This is a genomic window from Niveispirillum sp. SYP-B3756, from assembly GCF_009495745.1.
Lineage (GTDB): Bacteria > Pseudomonadota > Alphaproteobacteria > Azospirillales > Azospirillaceae > Niveispirillum.
The window spans coordinates 115,088-132,014 of sequence record NZ_WIDQ01000003.1 but is presented as its reverse complement, the minus strand read 5'-3'; the positions used below and the strand labels follow the sequence as shown (position 1 = coordinate 132,014).

The window sequence follows — 16,927 nt, the reverse complement described above, 5'->3', positions numbered from 1 at the left end:
TAGGTTACCTGACCGCCGGCACCATATCCGCCACCAGCGGATAATGGTCGGAAATCACCTGCCCATTGATGCTGTCGGTCAGGGTGGCGAAGCGCGCCACCCCAAGGCCGGCATCGATGAAAATATGATCGATGGCCTCCCCGCTCTGGCGGATGTCGAAATCATTGAAAGTGCCCTCCGGCCCGAAAATGATCGGGCTGAGCGGGCGAGCATCGCGCAGGCCGCTTCCCGTTGCCAGCAAGTGATAGGCCCCGCCATCCAACCCACTGTTGAGATCGCCCAGCACAATGGTATGGGCACCCGGTGCCGTCGGGATGGCCGCCACCTGCCGGGCACAGTCGCTGCGGGCTCGGTCGCTGACATTGTCGAAATGCACATTGCGCACATCATAGAGCGCGCCATCCTGCCGATCCTTCAGCACCAGCCGGGTGATGGTGCGCGGCTCCCCTGCCCCATCGGCCTTGCTGGGCCGGTCGGGTGTCTTCGAACACCATTGGGTTTCGGCACGCACCTGTTCAAAACGGGATTGGCTGTAAAAAATGGCGGTGCTTTCACCCTGCACCCCGTCATTGCGGCCCTTGCCGTAATGACCATAGCCGGGCAGCCCCTGGGCCAGTGCTGCCAGCATGTGCGGCAGCGCTTCCTGTACGCCCAGGATATCCGGGGCGGTGAAGCGGATTTGCGCCAGCATCGGCCCCTGGCGTTCCGCCCAGTTGGGCCGGTCATCCGGATTGTCATAGCGGATATTGTAGCTCATCACCCGCACGGGCGGTGCGGCAGCCGGGGCCAGGGATGCCGAAAGAACGAAAGCCATGCCGAGCAGAAGGCGCTTCATGACAAATCTGATACCTTTACTGCGTTTAGATAGAACCAATCGCTAAAGCACCCCCGGTGGCCTGTCCAGCCCGTCACCAAAACTTAACCGTCAAAGCGTGCCAGTTCCCGCCAAACCGCCGCCGCCAGCCGCTCCGCCTCCCCTTCTGCGTAGTCAGCCCCCTGTCCGCTGCCCCAGACCGGGCCAGGCCAAGCAGGATCGTCGCGGCGACGGGCGATCACATGAATATGAAGCTGCGACACCATATTACCCAGCGCCCCGGTATTGATCTTGTCGGGCTGGAAAAGATGCTCCAGGACCTGCGCCGCCGCTGAGGTCTCATGCGTCAACTGCATCTGATCGACCACCGACAGGCGATGAATCTCGATCGCCCCGGCCCGACGCGGTACCAGGATCAGCCAGGGGAACAGTTGGTTGCGCATCAACAGCACGCGACACAGCGGCAAATCCCCCAGCGGAACCGTATCGGCGGCCAGCCGTTCATGCAGGGTGAAATTTTCCATGGCGCTGCGCATCCCTTCAAATCAGCGTGATACTGGGGCAACACTGTACCAGCGGTGCTATATTGCGTTATCTTAAGGTGGGCAAGTAGCGATAGACATTGCGCGGTTCACAAAAATAACAGAAACGGCTGCCACACCATGCCGGTTTGCGGATGACATCCGGCTGTTTCCAGGGGCTTGATTGGTAAGATGGGCAAAATCCTGAAGATGCGTGGTTCGGCCTGGCTGGTGCTGGTGCTGCTGGTTCTGGGCAATATCGGCGCCTGGGCCGTGTCCAACCGGCCCACCACGCCCGAGCGCCTGTGGGCCGGCACCATCGCCGGCGTGGCGTTCAGCCCCTATCAGGAAAACCAGAATCCGCAGGATGGCCGCCACCCCAGCCGCGCCGAGATGGAGCGTGACCTGGAAGTGGTGGCCCCCTATGTGCGCTCTATCCGCACCTATACCGCCACCGACGGGCTGGAGGTGATCCCGGAGCTGGCCGCCAAGCATGACCTGGATGTGACGGCCGGCGCCTGGATTTCCGGCGATCTGGGCAAGAATGAGCAGGAGATTAACAGCCTCGTCCGCCTCACCCGCGCCAACCCCAATGTGAAGCGGGTGATGGTCGGCAATGAGGTGATGTATCGCGGCGATCTGGAGGTCGGCGCGCTGATCGATTACGTGCAGCGCGTCAAGAAGCAGCTGGACGTGCCGGTTTCCACCGCTGAGCCGCCCTATGTCTGGCTCAAGCATCCCGAGTTGGCGGAGGCGGTGGATTACATCACCATCCATCTGCTGCCCTATTGGGAAAAGGTGCCGATCGAACAGGCGATGGATCAGGTGCGCAAAGGCTATGACGCGGTGCGCGCCAAGTACCCGGACAAGCATATCCTGGTGGGTGAGGCCGGCTGGCCGTCCGATGGACCCTATCGCGGCGGTGCTCAGGCCAGCTTGGTGAACGAGGCCACCTTCATCCGCAATTTCCTGAACCTGGCCGGTGAGAACCGCTGGGACTATTACATCATGGAAGCCTTCGACCAGCCCTGGAAGCGGGAGATCGGCGGCGAGGCTGAGGCCAACTGGGGCATCTGGGATACCCATCGCCAAATGAAATTCCCCATGGAAGGTGGGGTGTTCGAAGTGCCGGGCTGGCCGGTGCTCTGCGCCATCGCCACGGCACTGGCCTTCCTGCCCATGGTCTGGTTCGTGCTGCGGCGCGACGATCTGAAACCCACCGGCCAGCTTTTCTATGGCGCCCTGATCCAGGGTATTGCGTCCGGTCTGGTCTGGACGGCAACAGAGGCGATGACCACGGGCATGAACACCATGTCCTTCATCGCCTTCCTGGTGCTGATCTTTGCCCAGATATTGCTGTTGGTGGTGGTGCTGATTGACGGGCTGGAACTGACGGAGGTGGTGTGGACCGACCGTTGGAAGCGGAAATTCGCCCCCGTCAAGGCCAACCCCAACAATTACTACCCCAAGGTTTCCATCCATGTGCCCTGTTATAACGAGCCGGCGCATATGGTGATCGAAACCCTGAACGCATTGGCGAAGATGGATTATCCCAACTTCGAAGTGCTGGTGCTGGACAACAACACCAAGGATGAGGCGGTATGGAAGCCGCTGGAAGAACATTGCGCCAAGCTGGGGCCGCATTTCCGCTTCTTCCATCTGGCGAAATGGCCGGGCTACAAGGCCGGTGCGCTGAATTTCGGTCTGGCCGTCACGGCCCCGGATGCCGAAGTGGTCGGCGTGATCGACAGCGATTATCAGGTCACACCGGACTGGCTGTCCTCCACCACCCCCTATTTCGAAAATCCCAAGGTCGCCTTCGTGCAGAGCCCGCAGGATTACCGGGATTGGCACATCCATCCGTTCCACCGGATGATCAATTGGGAATATCAGGGCTTTTTCCATATCGGCATGGTGCAGCGGAACGAACGCAACGCCATTATCCAGCATGGCACCATGACCTTGATCCGCACCTCCATCCTGAAACAGGTGGGCTGGTGGGCCGAATGGTGCATCTGTGAGGATGCGGAGTTGGGCCTGCGCCTGTTCGAGGAGGGGCTGGAATCGGTCTATATGCCCGACAGTTTCGGCAAAGGCCTGGTGCCGGACAGCTTCGCCGGCTACAAGACCCAGCGTTTCCGCTGGGCCTATGGTGCCGTGCAGATCATCAAACGGCATTGGCGGGAATTCCTGCCATCCGGCAAGAAACTAACCTTTGGCCAGAAATACCATTTCGTCACCGGCTGGCTGCCCTGGTTCGCAGATGCGGCCCATATGGGCTTTGTCATTGGCGGTGTCTTCTGGTCGCTGGGCCTGCTGCTGGCACCGCGCTATTTCGAATTCCCGCCCACCGTCTTCATCATGCCCACGCTGGGCGTCTTCTTCTTCAAGGTGGCGTGCGGTCTTTGGCTCTATGCGGCACGGGTGAAGTGCGGCTTCCTGGACAAGGTGAATGCCGCCGTGGCCGGCATGGCGCTGACCCATACGGTGGGCCGCGCCGTCTGGACCGGGCTGTTCACCCAGGGCCGCCCCTTCGTGCGCACGCCGAAGTGCGAGGATCAGCCGGCGCTGATCCAGGGCTTCCTGCACGCCAAGGAAGAGGTGATGCTGATGGTGGCCCTGTGGATCACCGCCTTTGCCGTGGGTTGGCGCGAAGGTGGCGACAACCGCGACGCCTATATCTGGTCGGCCATGCTGGTGGTGCAGTCCCTGCCCTATATCGCAGCCCTGGCCGTGGCCACCATCAACGGCCTGCCCATGCCCAAGCAGGATGAACCGCAGCCGGCGCCGGCGGCAGAATAGTTATTGGTCTGGTTTATCCAGCTTGTGACCTTCCAAAAGCCGGGCCTTGGCTTCATCCTCGGCCCGGCTTTTTTGTTTCTCAGCCTTGGTGCGGCCGAACTTCACCCGGTTCTCTGCCGCCTGTGATTCCCGTGCGGCCTTTTCCTTGGCCTTGCGGGCCCGATTGAGATTCACGATTTCGCCCATTTCATCCCCTATCCCTCGGCGGCGTTCCCGCGATAGGTTAACGCCGGTCTGCACGGCTATGGCAAGAGGGTTGGTCCGTTGCGCAAATTCCTGGTCCTGGTGGTTCTGTTGCTGCTGGTCGGCGCCGGTCTGGTGCTGGCCCCGGCGCTTATTCCCTGGAACCAGTTCCGCGATCAGGTGGCCGCCGTCCTGGCCGATCTGACGGGGCGGCAGGTGGTGATCGATGGCGACCTTTCGCTGACCCTGCTGCCCGCGCCAGCATTGACCGTGGCCGATGTGCGCCTGCTGGATGGCGGGGAGAATGTCGCCAGCGTGGAAAAGGTGGCGCTGCGCGTGCGCCCGTTGGCCCTGCTGTCGCAATCCATCGAAATCGAATCGCTGCGCCTGCAAGGCGCCGACATGCGGGTGCGCCAGGACCGTGACGGCACTGTGCGCTGGCCCATTGCCGTGCAGTCGCTGGGCAAATCGGTGCAGGTGGAAAGCCTGCATTTCAGCGACAGCCGGCTGAGTTGGGAGCGCCCGGAACGGCCCACCCTGCGGCTGGAAGCACTGACCGGGGAACTGACAGCCGGTGGCCCCGATGGGCCGTTTGAACTGACCGCCAATGCCACCGCCAATGACCAGCCGCTGCGCCTCAGCTTTGCTGCCGCGCGCCGGGCCGCTGGCGGGGCCCTGCCGGTGCGGGCCACCCTGTCCATGCCGGCGGGCAAGACGGAAATGCGCTTTTCCGGCGTGCTGCCGGCGGGCGACAGCGACAAGCTGACAGGCGACATCAGCCTGCAGGCGGTGGATGCCAATCCGCTGGCCGCATTGTTGCGCCCGCTGCTGGGGCTGACTTCACAACCGGCCGACGGGCTGGGCCGGTCGGTGCAATTTGGCGGGCGGTTGACGGCAGACCATGACAGTGTCGGGATCGATGGGATCGACCTGCAATGGGGGGTGGCCCACGCCACCGGCAGCGCGGAATTCCCCCGCTCTGCCGAGGCATCGGGATCGCTGGTGCTGGCCTTCAGCCAGTTGGATCTGGATATGCTGGGCAAGCCCGGCGAATTGCCGGTGGATTTCTGGCCCAGCGCCCTGATGGATATCGACCTGCTGGCCGATGAGGCGCGCTGGCACGGGGATACGCTGCGCGACCTGCGGCTGGTGGGCCGGATGCAGGATCGGGTGCTGGCGGTGGATCAGGGCAATGCCACCCTGCCCGGCGGCACCGCCATCACCCTGTCGGGCAGTGCCGATCTGCGGGAAGCGGCAGCGCGCATGGAGCTTGCCGTCAGCCTGACCAGCCCGTCCCTGCGCGACACGCTGACCTGGGCCGGCCTTGATCTGGCCAAGGTGCCGGTGGAACGGCTGCGGCAAGCGGACCTGCATGGCAAGCTGGCCGGCAAGCCGGATGATCTGTCGCTGACCGACCTGACCGGCAGCATCGACACCACGAAACTGACCGGAGCCGTCAGTCTGACAAGGCGGGAACGCACCGGGCTTGGCGCCCGGCTGGTGCTGGACCGGCTGGACCTGGATGCCTATCGCACGGCCGATGCGCCCGCCTGGGCCGACCTGCTGGCCCCGCTGGTCAAGGAAACCAACCTGACGCTGGACCTGAAGGCGGATCAATTGGCCCTGGCCAGCTTGCAGGCCGAAGGGTTGGCCCTGGATGGCAGCCTGGAAAATGGTGCTGTCACCCTGCGCCAACTGGCGGTGAAATCCCTGTCCGGCATCGCCCTGCAGGCCAATGGCCGCTATGCCGGGACCGGGCAGACCGGCGGTTCCCACCTGACCCTGACCGCCAGCGCGCCCACCCTGGCCCCGCTGTTCCGCGCGCTGGCCATCGATGCCATCCCGCTGGCCGACCGGCTGGGGGCCGTATCGCTGGAAGCGCGGATGGTGGGCGATGATGCCAAGGCCGCGCTGGATATCCGCGCCGGCCTGCTGGGTGGTACCGTCCAGATCGGCGGGGAGGTGCTGGAACCAGCAGCGGCACCCACCCTCGCCTTGAAAATCCGTACCACCCTGCCGGAAACCGCCGACGCGCTGCGCCTGCTGCTGCCCGATGCCGCGCTGGCGGGGCTGGGCAATCTGGACCTTTATGGGGAACTGGGTGGCCGAAGGGGCGAGGTGCTGACGCTTTCCGCCCTGCAAGGCAATTTCGCCGGCCAGCCCCTGGAAGGCACCCTGCGCTGGACACCCGGCAAACCGGCCCCGGCAGAGGGCGGGGAAGCCACGCCCCCCAGCCTGGATGGGGAATTGAGCCTGGGTGCCCTGGACCTGGATCGGTTCATCCCCAACTTGACCAAGCCGGAGGGGGATATCGGCCTGGGTTGGACCCGCCGCTATAATGGTGCCCTGACCCTGCGCAGCGCCGCCCTGACCCTGGCGGGGGAGACGGCGCAAAACACCCTGCTGCGGCTGGAGGCACGACCCGGCCTGCTGCGCCTGAATGAAGGGACCGGCACCTGGCAGGGCGGCAGCCTGAGCGCCAGCGGCGCCTGGGCACAGATGGAAACCGGACCGGAGGGCGGGGCCCCGCCCTTGACCGGCAACATGACCCTGGCGGTCAAGGGGGCAACCCTGCCCGACCGGTTCGCCGCCCTTCCCACCGGTATGGGCGTCACCGCCGGTCAGGTGGAACTGAGCTTCAATGGAACCGGGGAAGGCAAGAACCCGCATGGCCTCTGGTCCGGGCTGAATGGCCAGGGCAAGGCGGCTTTCCGCAATGGCACGCTGGCCGGGCTGGATCTGGGCGCCGTCGCCAAGCGCATCGACCAGGGCGGGGCCAATATGGCCGCCGATCTGCGCCATTTGCTGTCGCGTGGCGGGCAGACCGGATTCGATCAACTGACGCTCGACTGGTCGCTGGCCGACAAGGTGGTCGCCCTGAGCGGGGTAAGCCTTGAATCCGCCGCCGGCAGTGTGACCGGCGGCGGTGCCTGGGCACTGGAGCCCGAGAGCCTGACCATGGCTTTCAGCCTGTTGCCCGCCGCCGACGGCAGCCCCCCCGCCATCGGCCTTGCCCTGAAAGGGCCGAAAAACAACGCCACACGCACGGCCGATCTTGCCGCCTTGCAGGGCTGGAGCCAGAAGCGGGAAGCCGCCAAGGCCCCCAAGCCCGCCCCGGCAGCGGCAGCGCCCGCCAACCCTCCCGCCACTCCTTCCAAGCCAGTGGCCAAGCCAGTGGCCAAGCCGGCCGCCAAGCCCGCCCCCACCCCACGCGACCCGGTGGGCGGGATTCTCGACCGGCTGCGCAAGGGGGATGGCTGATGCCCGCGTCACCACACCCCCTATCGCACTGCCGAAAAGCGTGGTTGGATGGCGGCGCGATCCGGGTTATTTCATCAACCTGAATAACCATTCATTTTCGGGAGCCAGCACAGCATGTTGAAGGGTAAGACCGCCATCGTCACCGGTTCCACCAGCGGCATCGGGCTGGGCATCGCCCGCAAGCTGGCCGCCGCGGGGGCCGACATCATGCTGAACGGTTTCGGCGATGCCGCCGAGATCGAGGCGGAGCGTCAGGCGATTGAGGCGGATTTCGGCGTCAAGGCGCTCTATTCCGCCGCGGACATGAGCAAGCCCGACCAGATCGCCGCCATGGTGGCCAGTGCGGAGCAGGCCTTTGGCGCCGTTGACATTCTGGTCAACAATGCCGGCATCCAGCACACGGCCCTGGTGGAGAATTTCCCGGCGGAACGGTGGGAGACCATCATCGCCATCAACCTGTCTGCCGTCTTCTATGGCACCCAGGCCGTGCTGCCGGGCATGAAGGCGCGCAACTGGGGCCGCATCATCAATATCGCCTCGGCCCATGGTCTGGTGGCCAGCGCCCAGAAGGCCGCCTATGTCGCCGCCAAGCATGGCGTGGTGGGGCTGACCAAGGTGGTGGCCCTGGAAACGGCGGAAAGCGGCATCACCTGCAACGCCATCTGCCCCGGCTGGGTGCTGACCCCGCTGGTGCAGAAGCAGATTGATGCGCTGGCCGCGCGGGAAAACATCACCGTTGCCGAGGCACAGGTAAAGCTGCTGTCGGAAAAGCAGCCCTCCCGCCAGTTCACCACACCTGACCAATTGGGCGATCTGGCGGTCTTCCTGTGCAGCGAAGCCGCTGGCAATATCAAAGGTGCTTCCCTGCCCGTCGATGGCGGCTGGACGGCGCAGTAATTACCAAGCGCCATGTGCCATGGCACTTGGTATGTGCATTTTCCCTCAGGCGCCGGGCGGGCGCCGAAGCACCCTTGGCTTGCGCACACATGTGTGCGCGGGTCAGCGGTCGATGGCCTGCAAGGGGCATGGTCCATGCCCCTTGGTGTAATTTTATGAAGACACCGGATCAATGACCAAGCCCCCCTCCCCGCACACGCCGGGCCGCCGTTCCGCGCCCGTCGCTGCGCAGCCATCTTCTGTGCCCACCCGTCACCGCGTCAATCTGGCCCTGCAGGGGGGCGGCTCCCACGGGGCGTTCACCTGGGGGGTGCTGGACCGGCTGCTGGAAGATGGGCGACTGGAGGTGGAGGGGATCAGCGGCACCTCCGCCGGTGCCATGAATGGTGCCCTGCTGGCCCAGGGCCTGCTGACCGGCGGGCCGCAGGCGGCGCGGGAGCTGTTGGAGCGGCTATGGCGGCGGGTGGCCAAGTCGCACGCGCTGGGGCCTTTCTCACAGCCCTGGCTGTCCCCCTTTGGCAGCGGCCCCAACCTGGACAACAACCCCATCTATGCCGGGTTGGACATGATGGTGCGCATGATGTCGCCCTATCAGTTCAACCCGATGGGGTTGAACCCGCTGCATGATGTGCTGGAAGGGCTGGTGGATTTCAGCCTGCTGCGGCAGGCGACCGATGTGCGCCTGTTTGTCAGCGCCACCAATGTCAACCAGGGCCAGTTGCGGGTGTTCGCCGGGCAGGAACTGTCAGTGGAATGCCTGCTGGCATCCGCCTGCCTGCCCATGCTGTTCCAGGCCGTGAAGATCGACGGCGAACATTATTGGGATGGCGGCTACATGGGCAACCCGGTGATTGACCCGCTGGTGAAACATTGCCAGTCGGCCGATGTAATGATCGTGCAGGTCACGCCCATTCATCGCCCGGAATTGCCCCGTGCCCCCAGCGCCATCATCGACCGCATCAACGAGATCAGCTTCAATTCCACCTTCTACCGTGAACTGCGTTCCATCGAACTGGTCAACCGGCTGCTGGCCGACGGGCGCATCGGGCCGGAAAGCGGCCTGCGCCCCATCCATCTGCATATGGTGGAAAGTGAAGCCGGCATGGCGGAACTGGGCGTTTCCAGCAAGTTGAACGGCGATTGGGGTTTCTTGTGTGAATTGCGGGATATGGGCCGCAGTGCCGCCGATTCCTGGCTCGCCAGTCATTCCGACCGCCTGGGCCATGGCAGCAGCTTTGAAACAGGGCCATTTTTTGTCTGATCCGTGACGGATGGGTGAAAAAAATTTTCCCCACCCGCAACGGTCAGCCATGGTGATGGCGGCGGATTATTTCAAGCCAGACGTTGGCTGAGAGGCATTATTTCAACACAGCGCTCCCGCTGATGGAAAATGTGCCGAACACCCCTTGAACACTGCTCATACCGCACCTGCGAGGGGCCATGTCTGTCCCGCAAAGCCGGTATTCCAGACCCACCAAACATGATATAGCCCGCGCCTTCGGACATATATCACCCGCAAGGCGACGATGGCTTTGATCTCTAACGACCCGGAGCGCGGCTTCTTCGGCCACCCGCGTGGTCTGGCCCCCCTGTTTTTTGCCGAGATGTGGGAGCGTTTTTCCTTTTACGGGATGCGCGCCCTGCTGACCCTCTTTCTGGTCAAGCATTTCCTTTACAGTGATGAAATGGCGGGCTTCATCTATGCCAGCTATGCCTCGCTGAACTATGCGATGCCGGTGATCGGCGGCGTCATCGCCGACCGTTATCTGGGCAACCGCAAGGCGGTGATGCTGGGCGCCATCCTGCTGGTCTGCGGCCATATCGGCATGGCGTTCGAGGGCAGCCCAGCCCAGATCATCGATGGCGTCATCGTCCGCCAGTCGCCTTTTGATCAGATCATGTTCCTGTCGCTGGCCTTCATCATTGTCGGCGTCGGCTTCCTGAAATCCAACATCTCCACCATGGTGGGCAAGCTCTATCCCAGCAAGGATGATCCACGCCGCGACCCCGGCTATACGATCTTCTACATGGGTGTGAATCTGGGCTCCTTCTTCTCCACCATCGCCTGCGGCTATCTGGGCGAAACCTATGGCTGGGCCTATGGTTTCGGGCTGGCCGGCATCGGCATGGTGGCGGGCCTGGTGGTGTTTGCCCGTGGTACCCAATGGTACCGCAATGCCGAACCGCCCAATCCGGCGCAGTTGAAGGCGCGCACCGCCATCGGCCTGTCGCGGGAAGCCATGATCTATGTCGGCGCCCTGGCTGCCGTGCTGATCAACTGGCAATTGGTGCAATGGCACGCTGTCGTCGGCAGCCTGCTGCTGGTGATTGTGGCCGTGGTGCTGGCCGGTATCCTGTGGTTCAGCCTGACCCAGTGTAGCAAGATTGAACGCGACCGTATGGTCGTGGTGCTGGTGCTGACCTGTCTGTCGGTGGTGTTCTGGACCCTGTTCGAACAGGCCGGCACTTCGCTGACCCTGTTTGCCGACCGCAATTCCGACCGCTCCTTCTTTGGCCTGTTCATCGTGCCGGCCTCGGTGGTGCAGGTCTTCAACCCGATGTTCATCGTGCTGCTGGCCCCCGTCTTCTCCTGGGGTTGGGTGAAGCTGGCGCAGAAAGGGTGGGAGCCGTCCACCCCGATGAAATTCGCCCTGGCCATCCTGCAGGTGGGCCTGGGCTTCGGCGCGCTGGTCTTCGGTGCCTCGCTCGCGGGGGAGGATGCGCAGACCGGCCTGTTCTGGCTGGCACTGGGCTATCTGCTGCACACGACCGGTGAGCTGTGCCTGTCGCCGGTCGGCCTGTCGATGATCTCCCGCCTGTCGGTGGCGCGCATCACCGCCATGGTGATGGGCGTCTGGTTCCTGGCCTCTGCCGGGGCGCATTTCCTGGCCGGCTGGGTTGCGGCCCTGGCCAGCACCAGCACGGAACCGGGCAAGGTGATGACGGCGCAGGAAAGCCTGCCGGTCTATAGCGGCGTGTTCTGGGATCTGTTCATCGGGGCCACGGTGATTGCCGTGCTGGTCGCCCTGATCAGCCCCTTCCTGCGCAAGCTGATGCACATGGACGCCGCCGATATGCACACCTCCAAGAACGGCAAGAAATAATTAAAGCAAGCCGTCTGAAGGCAATCCAGAAAGGCCCGCCGGATGCTGATCCGGCGGGCCTTTTTATTTCTTTGCCAGACTGGCCATACTCTATCAGCCCTCACCACCGTCATTCCCGCGAAGGCGGGAATCCAAAATCCGCTCTGTTGCATGGATTCCCGCCTTCGCGGGAATGACGGAAAGGGGTCGAAATATCCCCAACCGCTATACCCCACCCGCCGCGCGCAGTTCCTCCAGCATGGCCTCATCGGTGAAATCAAAGCCCAGCGGGCAGACGCTGATTTCCCCCCGGCGCAGGGCCGCGATGTCGCTGCCATCCGGCATCGGCGCCCCCTGGCGGCGGCGCAGGGCCAGCCAGTGATAGGCATAACCCCGCGTATCGCTGCGCTGTTCCACCTCCACCGACATGGAACCCGGCTGGCCCTGGCGGGTGATGGACAGGCCGGTCAGTTCGTCTGGCTCCAGATCGGGGAAATTCACGTTCAACACCGTGCGCGGGGCCGGGCCGAAGCGGCGCACCACAGCGGGCAGCGCCTGGATGGCCGTGTGCCAGCGCACATTCTCCCGGTCGCGCCAGGCCTGGCTGACGGCATAGGACGGCACGCCCAGCAGCCGCGCCATCATCGCCCCGCTGACCGTGCCGGAATATCCCACCTCATCGGCCAGATTGGCGCCGCGATTGATGCCGGAAAACACGATATCCGGCGGGTTGTCCGCCATCACCACCCGCAGCGCCATCGCCACGCAGTCGCTGGGCGTGCCGCTGACGGCAAAGCGCCGCTCCCCCCGTGGATAAAGCCGCAGCGGGGTGTAAAGCGAGAGCGCCCGCGACACCCCGCTCTGATCATGTTCGGGCGCCACCACCCAGATTTCCCGCGCCAGCGGGGCCACCGCCGCGGCCAGGGCGGCCAGACCGGGCGCATCAATCCCGTCATCATTGGTCAGAAGGGCGCGATTGAACATCACTGGCTCTTGCATCATCGGGTCCGCATGGTGTTGTTGATCTCTCGTCGGCCCCATTTGAAGCCGACGGGCGTTTGAAGTCGATCCCCATCCTGCCGGAAAGCCAATCCCATGGAAGACCGCCTGCCCACCCACCTGATCGTGCAGGCCGGCCTGCGCCGCTGCAACAGCACCGGTATCGGTGCCTATGTGCTGCGCAAGGGGGATCGGGAAGGGGGGCTGATCCTGCTGAAAATCGCCCTACTGGGCCAGGGCAACAAGCTGTTCACCCAGGGGCGCGACCTGTCCGGCAAGCTGGGCTGGGTACCGGGCGCCAATGGCGCCCTGATGGATGAGATGGAGGCCGCCGCCTTCATCGACCGCCACACCAAGCGTGACCCCGACCTCTGGGTGATCGAGGTGGAAAGCCGCGACGGCAAAAACCCGTTCCAAGAAGTGGATTGAGGAAACGGCGGGAGCGACAGTTTTTGGATGGCAATCGTGGAATCGGCTGTCATTCCACCCCGAACAGGCCCAGTTGCCAGCGCATCTGTTCCTCTGTCATCGGGTAGTCCACCCCGTTACGGGCGTTCAGCAGTTTCGTGGGCGGCAGGCCGGATTTCAGTTGCAGCAGACGGGCGCAACGCATGGAAAGCCCGGCCCGCCAGGCCAGCGCCGTGATGGCGCGCGCGCTCTGCGTATCAATGATGCGCTGCACCAGATCGGGCGGCAGATCGGCGCGCAGCGCCAGCGCCGCGCGCACGAAACCCTTGTCGCCCCAGGACAGCGCATCCCACACCACCTCTTCCGACAAACGGCCTTCCGCCTTCAGGCGCAGGGCCTTGGCGTCGGCCGGTTCCCGTTTCACATAATCGCGCGCCCATTCCAACCGGCGCTGGGTGACGGCGACGATTTCCTGCCGGTCCTCCCGGTCAAAACCATGCGCCACCAGTTCGCCGCGCACGCTGTCATCAATGATGCGGGACAGCCGGCCCAGCAGGCCGGGGGGCAGCAGCGACTTGACCGCGTTGGCCGGCTGCTGGGTCACCGCCAGCCGGCCTTCCACCAACCCGTCCAGCCCCTGGTCCGACAGGCTTGCCCCCGGATTGGCCAGCAGCGTGGCCGTGGCCACCCGGTCACCCTGGGCCGCCACCGCATCGGCCAGCGGGGGAGACAGTTTTGCGCGCCGGGCAATCGCCTCCAGCACCCAGGGGATGGGCTGGGCGCCGACAATGGCGATCAGTTCCTGATCCGGCAGGTTGATGCAGGATCGCAGGATGGGTTCCGCCACCTCCCGCGCCACATCGCGCGCCAGGGTGGCGATCAGGGCCGGCGGGGCCACGGCAACATCGCGCAGCGCACCGGCCACGGCAGCACGCACCCGCACCACCTGATCGGCGGCCAGCATGGTCAGCGCGTGCAGGGCGATATCGCGCAGGGCCACGCTTTCCGCCGCCGACAAGTGTGGCAGGGCACGGGCCAGCCGGCGGGCCAGCATGACGCGCACATCCACATCCCGGTCACGCGCCAGCCGGGGGGCCACCCGCAAAGGTGTGGATTCATGCATGGCCACGGCGCGGCGCACCGCCGGATCATCATCATCGGCCATATAGAACAGCAGTTCCGGCGCCAGATCGGGCCGGGCCGCCAGATCGGCGCGCACCTGCGGGTCAGGGCTGACGGCCAGCGCCTTGGCCTCCTCATAAGCCACCATGGCGCCGGGGCGGGCGGGCCTGTCCGGTTTGTCGGTCATATGATGAGGGGGCGCTAGCAGAAGTGCCTTGGGGGGGCGGGACCATGAAACCACGATTACCCAGCCGGAACGAAGTTGCAATCGGAATAACGGGCGGGCTTCGCACGGGCTTGTCGCAAAACCAGCCGCATAATCGAAATAAAATTCTGGCACGATCAATGGTGGAATTGGCTGGGGGGCAAAACCATGAAAAACCTTCTGATCGGCTTGGTCATGATCGCAGCTGGCACAGTACCGGCCGGTGCCGACAGCACCATTCGTCTGCGCGCCGATAACTGGTGCCCCTATAATTGCACACCGGGGGATGAGAAGCCGGGCTATATGGTGGAAATTGCCCAGACGGTGTTCGGCAAGGACAAGCTGGATTACCAGTTGATGCCATGGAGCCGGGCGGTGGAAGCCGCCCGCGAAGGCCAGTTGGAGGCGGTGGCCGGTGCCACCCAGGCCGACGCCCAGGGTTTTGTTTTCGGGACGGAGCCGATGGGCATGTCGGTGAATGTCATCATCACCCGGCGCGGCAGCAACTTCCGGTATAAAGGACAGGAGAGCCTGACAGCCCTGAAGCTGGCTGCCGTGCAGGATTACTCCTATGGCGAGGAGGTGGATGCCTATATCGCCGCCAACCGCGACAAGGTGGAGCTGCTCTCCGGTGATGACGTCACCGTGCAGAACCTGCGCAAATTGCTGGCCAAGCGGGTGGATGCGGTGATTGAGGATATGAATGTGGCCGAATATTCCCTGGCTGCCCAGGGCATGGATGGCCTGGTGGAAATCCACCCGATTGACAACGCCACCCCGCTCTATATCGCTTTTGCTCCTGGAAACCTTGCGGCGGCAGAACAGGCGCGCAAGCTGGATGAGGGGGTGCGTAACCTGCGCCGCAGCGGCGCCTTGAGCAAGCTGCTGGGCCGCTACGGGCTGGGCGACTGGGCGCCGCTGATGGCGGCCGCCCGCCAGCCCTGACGCCCGGCAAAGACCCTGCCTCCCCCGCCGGGCAAGGCAGGGTCCAGGCCCAGGGGGCTTGCGGGTATGGGGGGCAACCCGTTAGGTATCCCCAGCCCGTTACGCCGCAGAGCAGCAGAAGCCGATGACCGAAGGCCCCCTTTCCGTCTACCGCGCCCGCCGGGGCACCGGCACCCTGAAGGCCGATCCCGCCCAGGAACTGGCGGCGGAAAAGCTGCAAAGCCTGTGGCACGCGCTGAAGGATTACAAGCCTGCCAGCGGCCAGACCGGCTGGCGCGCCCGGTTCGGCCTGACCCGCCGGCCTGATCCCGCGCCGCAGGGCCTGTTCATCTATGGCGATGTCGGCCGCGGCAAATCCATGCTGATGGATTTGTTCTATGAAACCGTGCCGGTGGAACAGAAGGTGCGGGTGCATTTCCATGCTTTCATGCTGGAAGTGCATGAAAGGCTGCACGCCATCCGCCGCGAAGGTTCCGTTGCTCGCAAGGGCGGGGATGAGGTGGTGGAACTGTCCAAGCAGATCGCCGCCAAGGGCTGGCTGCTCTGTTTTGATGAATTCCACGTCACCGACGTGACCAACGCCATGATTTTGGGCCGGCTGTTCACCGCCCTGTTCGATCAGGGCATCGTGATGGTGGCCACAAGCAACTGGGCCCCCGATGATCTGTACAAGGATGGGCTGAACCGTCCGCTTTTCCTGCCCTTCATCGCCCTGCTGAAGGAAAAGCTGGATGTGCTGCATCTGGCATCGGAGCGGGATTACCGGCTGGCCCGGCTGATGGGGGCCAAGGTCTATCATTACCCGCTGGGCCCCGGCAGCAGTACTGCCATGCAGCGCACCTTTGATGATCTGACCGACGGGCAGACCCCGGAGCCGGTGGAGTTGACGGTGCAGGGCCGCAAGGTGGCGGTGCCGCGCGCGGCCCGCGGCGTTGCCTGGTTCAGCTTTGATGATCTCTGCGCCAAACCGCTGGGGGCCGGGGATTATCTGGCCATCGCCACGCATTTCCATACGGTGCTGATCGACTATGTGCCCAAACTGTCAGACGCCCAGCGTAATGAGGCCAAGCGCTTCATGACCCTGATCGACGCGCTGTATGAGCATAAGGTGAATGCCGTCATCGCCGCTGAGGTGGCGCCCGAACGCATCTATGCGGAGGGTACCCATGCCTTTGAATTCCAGCGCACCGTCAGCCGCATGATGGAAATGCAGGCGCGGGATTATCTGGAACGCGCGCATCTCACCTGACGCCAAGGGGCGACAATGACCGAGGTGAAAAAACGTTCCCTGATGATCGCCGGCCATCCCACCAGCGTGACGCTGGAAGAGCCCTTCTGGGATGTGTTGAAGGAGCTGGCGGCGGCGGAGAACATCGCCGTCAATGCGTTGGTGGAGCGCATTGACGCGTCGCGTACCGGCAACCTGTCCAGCGCCATCCGGGTCTATGTGCTGGAAGCCTGCCGCCGCCCGTCTATTTCTTGAAAAACGCCTGGGCAGCGACAACGGAGGCCTGTTTACTCTGGATCATGTCGCGGGCACGGGTGATTTCCGACTCCAGCGCTGCAATGTAATCCTGCAGGTCGCTGATCGACAGGCCGTTCAAATCCACCGGCTTTTTCGGGATTTTCGTGGGCAACAGCTCATCCAGATCAAAACCCATGGCCCTTTCCCCTTCCCTGCCCGTTT

15 protein-coding genes are annotated in these 16,927 nt (G+C 64.0%); 9 read left to right on the top strand and 6 right to left on the bottom strand.

Annotated features, from left to right (window positions below):
- Window positions 1-4 precede the first annotated feature (4 nt).
- Window positions 5-835, bottom strand: coding sequence for an endonuclease/exonuclease/phosphatase family protein (locus GE253_RS07625; protein WP_153203548.1), 831 nt, complete (start codon window positions 833-835; stop codon window positions 5-7).
- Between the two features lie 83 nt (window positions 836-918).
- Window positions 919-1,338, bottom strand: coding sequence for an HIT family protein (locus tag GE253_RS07620; RefSeq protein ID WP_153203547.1), 420 nt, complete (start codon window positions 1,336-1,338; stop codon window positions 919-921).
- Between the two features lie 189 nt (window positions 1,339-1,527).
- Here GE253_RS07620 and GE253_RS07615 point away from each other — a divergent pair, with 189 nt between their 5' ends.
- Entirely contained in the window at window positions 1,528-4,137 is a 2,610-nt protein-coding gene (locus GE253_RS07615) for a glycosyltransferase (protein WP_247878544.1), read from the top strand.
- Here the strand turns inward: GE253_RS07615 and GE253_RS07610 are convergent, their stop codons facing one another.
- A complete protein-coding gene (locus GE253_RS07610; protein ID WP_153203546.1) occupies window positions 4,138-4,323 on the bottom strand; it encodes a DUF4169 family protein in 186 nt (61 codons plus the stop codon).
- A 78-nt stretch (window positions 4,324-4,401) separates the two neighbouring features.
- Here GE253_RS07610 and GE253_RS07605 point away from each other — a divergent pair, with 78 nt between their 5' ends.
- The 4 genes from GE253_RS07605 to GE253_RS07590 all read left to right on the top strand — a co-directional run bounded on the left by GE253_RS07605 (window position 4,402) and on the right by GE253_RS07590 (window position 11,582).
- Window positions 4,402-7,581, top strand: coding sequence for an AsmA family protein (locus tag GE253_RS07605; protein ID WP_153203545.1), 3,180 nt, complete (start codon window positions 4,402-4,404; stop codon window positions 7,579-7,581).
- A gap of 114 nt (window positions 7,582-7,695) precedes the next feature.
- Window positions 7,696-8,478: a 3-hydroxybutyrate dehydrogenase gene (locus GE253_RS07600; RefSeq protein WP_153203544.1), complete on the top strand. Its 783-nt coding sequence runs from the start codon at window positions 7,696-7,698 to the stop codon at window positions 8,476-8,478.
- A 172-nt stretch (window positions 8,479-8,650) separates the two neighbouring features.
- The gene (locus GE253_RS07595) at window positions 8,651-9,739 is read left to right on the top strand and encodes a patatin-like phospholipase family protein (RefSeq protein WP_153203543.1); all 1,089 of its coding nucleotides are present in this window, start codon (window positions 8,651-8,653) and stop codon (window positions 9,737-9,739) included.
- A 265-nt stretch (window positions 9,740-10,004) separates the two neighbouring features.
- Window positions 10,005-11,582 carry a peptide MFS transporter gene (locus tag GE253_RS07590; RefSeq protein WP_153203542.1) on the top strand — a complete coding sequence of 526 codons (1,578 nt, stop codon included), beginning with the start codon at window positions 10,005-10,007 and terminating at the stop codon, window positions 11,580-11,582.
- A 204-nt stretch (window positions 11,583-11,786) separates the two neighbouring features.
- Here GE253_RS07590 and surE read toward each other — a convergent pair whose 3' ends face one another.
- Window positions 11,787-12,545 carry a 5'/3'-nucleotidase SurE gene (surE, locus tag GE253_RS07585; protein ID WP_247878543.1) on the bottom strand — a complete coding sequence of 253 codons (759 nt, stop codon included), beginning with the start codon at window positions 12,543-12,545 and terminating at the stop codon, window positions 11,787-11,789.
- Window positions 12,546-12,656: 111 nt separating this feature from the next.
- Here surE and GE253_RS07580 point away from each other — a divergent pair, with 111 nt between their 5' ends.
- Window positions 12,657-12,989 (top strand): DUF1491 family protein, encoded by a 333-nt coding sequence (locus tag GE253_RS07580; RefSeq protein WP_153203541.1) that lies wholly within the window; start codon window positions 12,657-12,659, stop codon window positions 12,987-12,989.
- A gap of 49 nt (window positions 12,990-13,038) precedes the next feature.
- On the opposite strand, the gene GE253_RS07575 is transcribed toward GE253_RS07580, so the two are convergent.
- Complete coding sequence (locus GE253_RS07575; protein WP_153203540.1) at window positions 13,039-14,277, bottom strand: DUF2336 domain-containing protein; 1,239 nt, start codon at window positions 14,275-14,277, stop codon at window positions 13,039-13,041.
- Window positions 14,278-14,463: 186 nt separating this feature from the next.
- On the opposite strand from GE253_RS07575, the gene GE253_RS07570 reads away from it, so the two are divergent.
- The 3 genes from GE253_RS07570 (at window position 14,464) to GE253_RS07560 (ending at window position 16,723) form a co-directional block, all read left to right on the top strand.
- Window positions 14,464-15,240 (top strand): transporter substrate-binding domain-containing protein, encoded by a 777-nt coding sequence (locus GE253_RS07570; RefSeq protein WP_153203539.1) that lies wholly within the window; start codon window positions 14,464-14,466, stop codon window positions 15,238-15,240.
- 124 nt (window positions 15,241-15,364) lie between these two features.
- Window positions 15,365-16,489 carry a cell division protein ZapE gene (gene zapE, locus GE253_RS07565; RefSeq protein WP_153203538.1) on the top strand — a complete coding sequence of 375 codons (1,125 nt, stop codon included), beginning with the start codon at window positions 15,365-15,367 and terminating at the stop codon, window positions 16,487-16,489.
- Window positions 16,490-16,504: 15 nt separating this feature from the next.
- Complete coding sequence (locus GE253_RS07560; protein ID WP_089286640.1) at window positions 16,505-16,723, top strand: ribbon-helix-helix domain-containing protein; 219 nt, start codon at window positions 16,505-16,507, stop codon at window positions 16,721-16,723.
- On the opposite strand, the gene GE253_RS07555 is transcribed toward GE253_RS07560, so the two are convergent.
- On the bottom strand, window positions 16,713-16,901 hold the full coding sequence (locus GE253_RS07555; protein ID WP_153203537.1) for a DUF1192 domain-containing protein: 189 nt from the start codon (window positions 16,899-16,901) through the stop codon (window positions 16,713-16,715). The two genes, GE253_RS07560 and GE253_RS07555, sit on opposite strands and share 11 nt — an antisense overlap.
- Between the last annotated feature and the right edge of the window lie 26 nt (window positions 16,902-16,927).

Excerpts from the sequence above, each read along its gene's own strand:
- GE253_RS07600 (WP_153203544.1), top strand. The coding sequence starts at position 7,696 with ATGTTGAAGGGTAAGACCGCCATCGTCACCGGTTCCACCAGCGGCATC.
- GE253_RS07595 (WP_153203543.1), top strand. The coding sequence starts at position 8,651 with ATGACCAAGCCCCCCTCCCCGCACACGCCGGGCCGCCGTTCCGCGCCC.
- GE253_RS07555 (WP_153203537.1), bottom strand. The coding sequence starts at position 16,901 with ATGGGTTTTGATCTGGATGAGCTGTTGCCCACGAAAATCCCGAAAAAG.
- GE253_RS07580 (WP_153203541.1), top strand. The coding sequence starts at position 12,657 with ATGGAAGACCGCCTGCCCACCCACCTGATCGTGCAGGCCGGCCTGCGC.
- surE (WP_247878543.1), bottom strand. The coding sequence starts at position 12,545 with ATGTTCAATCGCGCCCTTCTGACCAATGATGACGGGATTGATGCGCCC.
- zapE (WP_153203538.1), top strand. The coding sequence starts at position 15,365 with ATGACCGAAGGCCCCCTTTCCGTCTACCGCGCCCGCCGGGGCACCGGC.
- GE253_RS07615 (WP_247878544.1), top strand. The coding sequence starts at position 1,528 with ATGGGCAAAATCCTGAAGATGCGTGGTTCGGCCTGGCTGGTGCTGGTG.
- GE253_RS07575 (WP_153203540.1), bottom strand. The coding sequence starts at position 14,277 with ATGACCGACAAACCGGACAGGCCCGCCCGCCCCGGCGCCATGGTGGCT.
- GE253_RS07625 (WP_153203548.1), bottom strand. The coding sequence starts at position 835 with ATGAAGCGCCTTCTGCTCGGCATGGCTTTCGTTCTTTCGGCATCCCTG.
- GE253_RS07570 (WP_153203539.1), top strand. The coding sequence starts at position 14,464 with ATGAAAAACCTTCTGATCGGCTTGGTCATGATCGCAGCTGGCACAGTA.
- GE253_RS07610 (WP_153203546.1), bottom strand. The coding sequence starts at position 4,323 with ATGGGCGAAATCGTGAATCTCAATCGGGCCCGCAAGGCCAAGGAAAAG.
- GE253_RS07620 (WP_153203547.1), bottom strand. The coding sequence starts at position 1,338 with ATGGAAAATTTCACCCTGCATGAACGGCTGGCCGCCGATACGGTTCCG.
- GE253_RS07590 (WP_153203542.1), top strand. The coding sequence starts at position 10,005 with ATGGCTTTGATCTCTAACGACCCGGAGCGCGGCTTCTTCGGCCACCCG.
- GE253_RS07560 (WP_089286640.1), top strand. The coding sequence starts at position 16,505 with ATGACCGAGGTGAAAAAACGTTCCCTGATGATCGCCGGCCATCCCACC.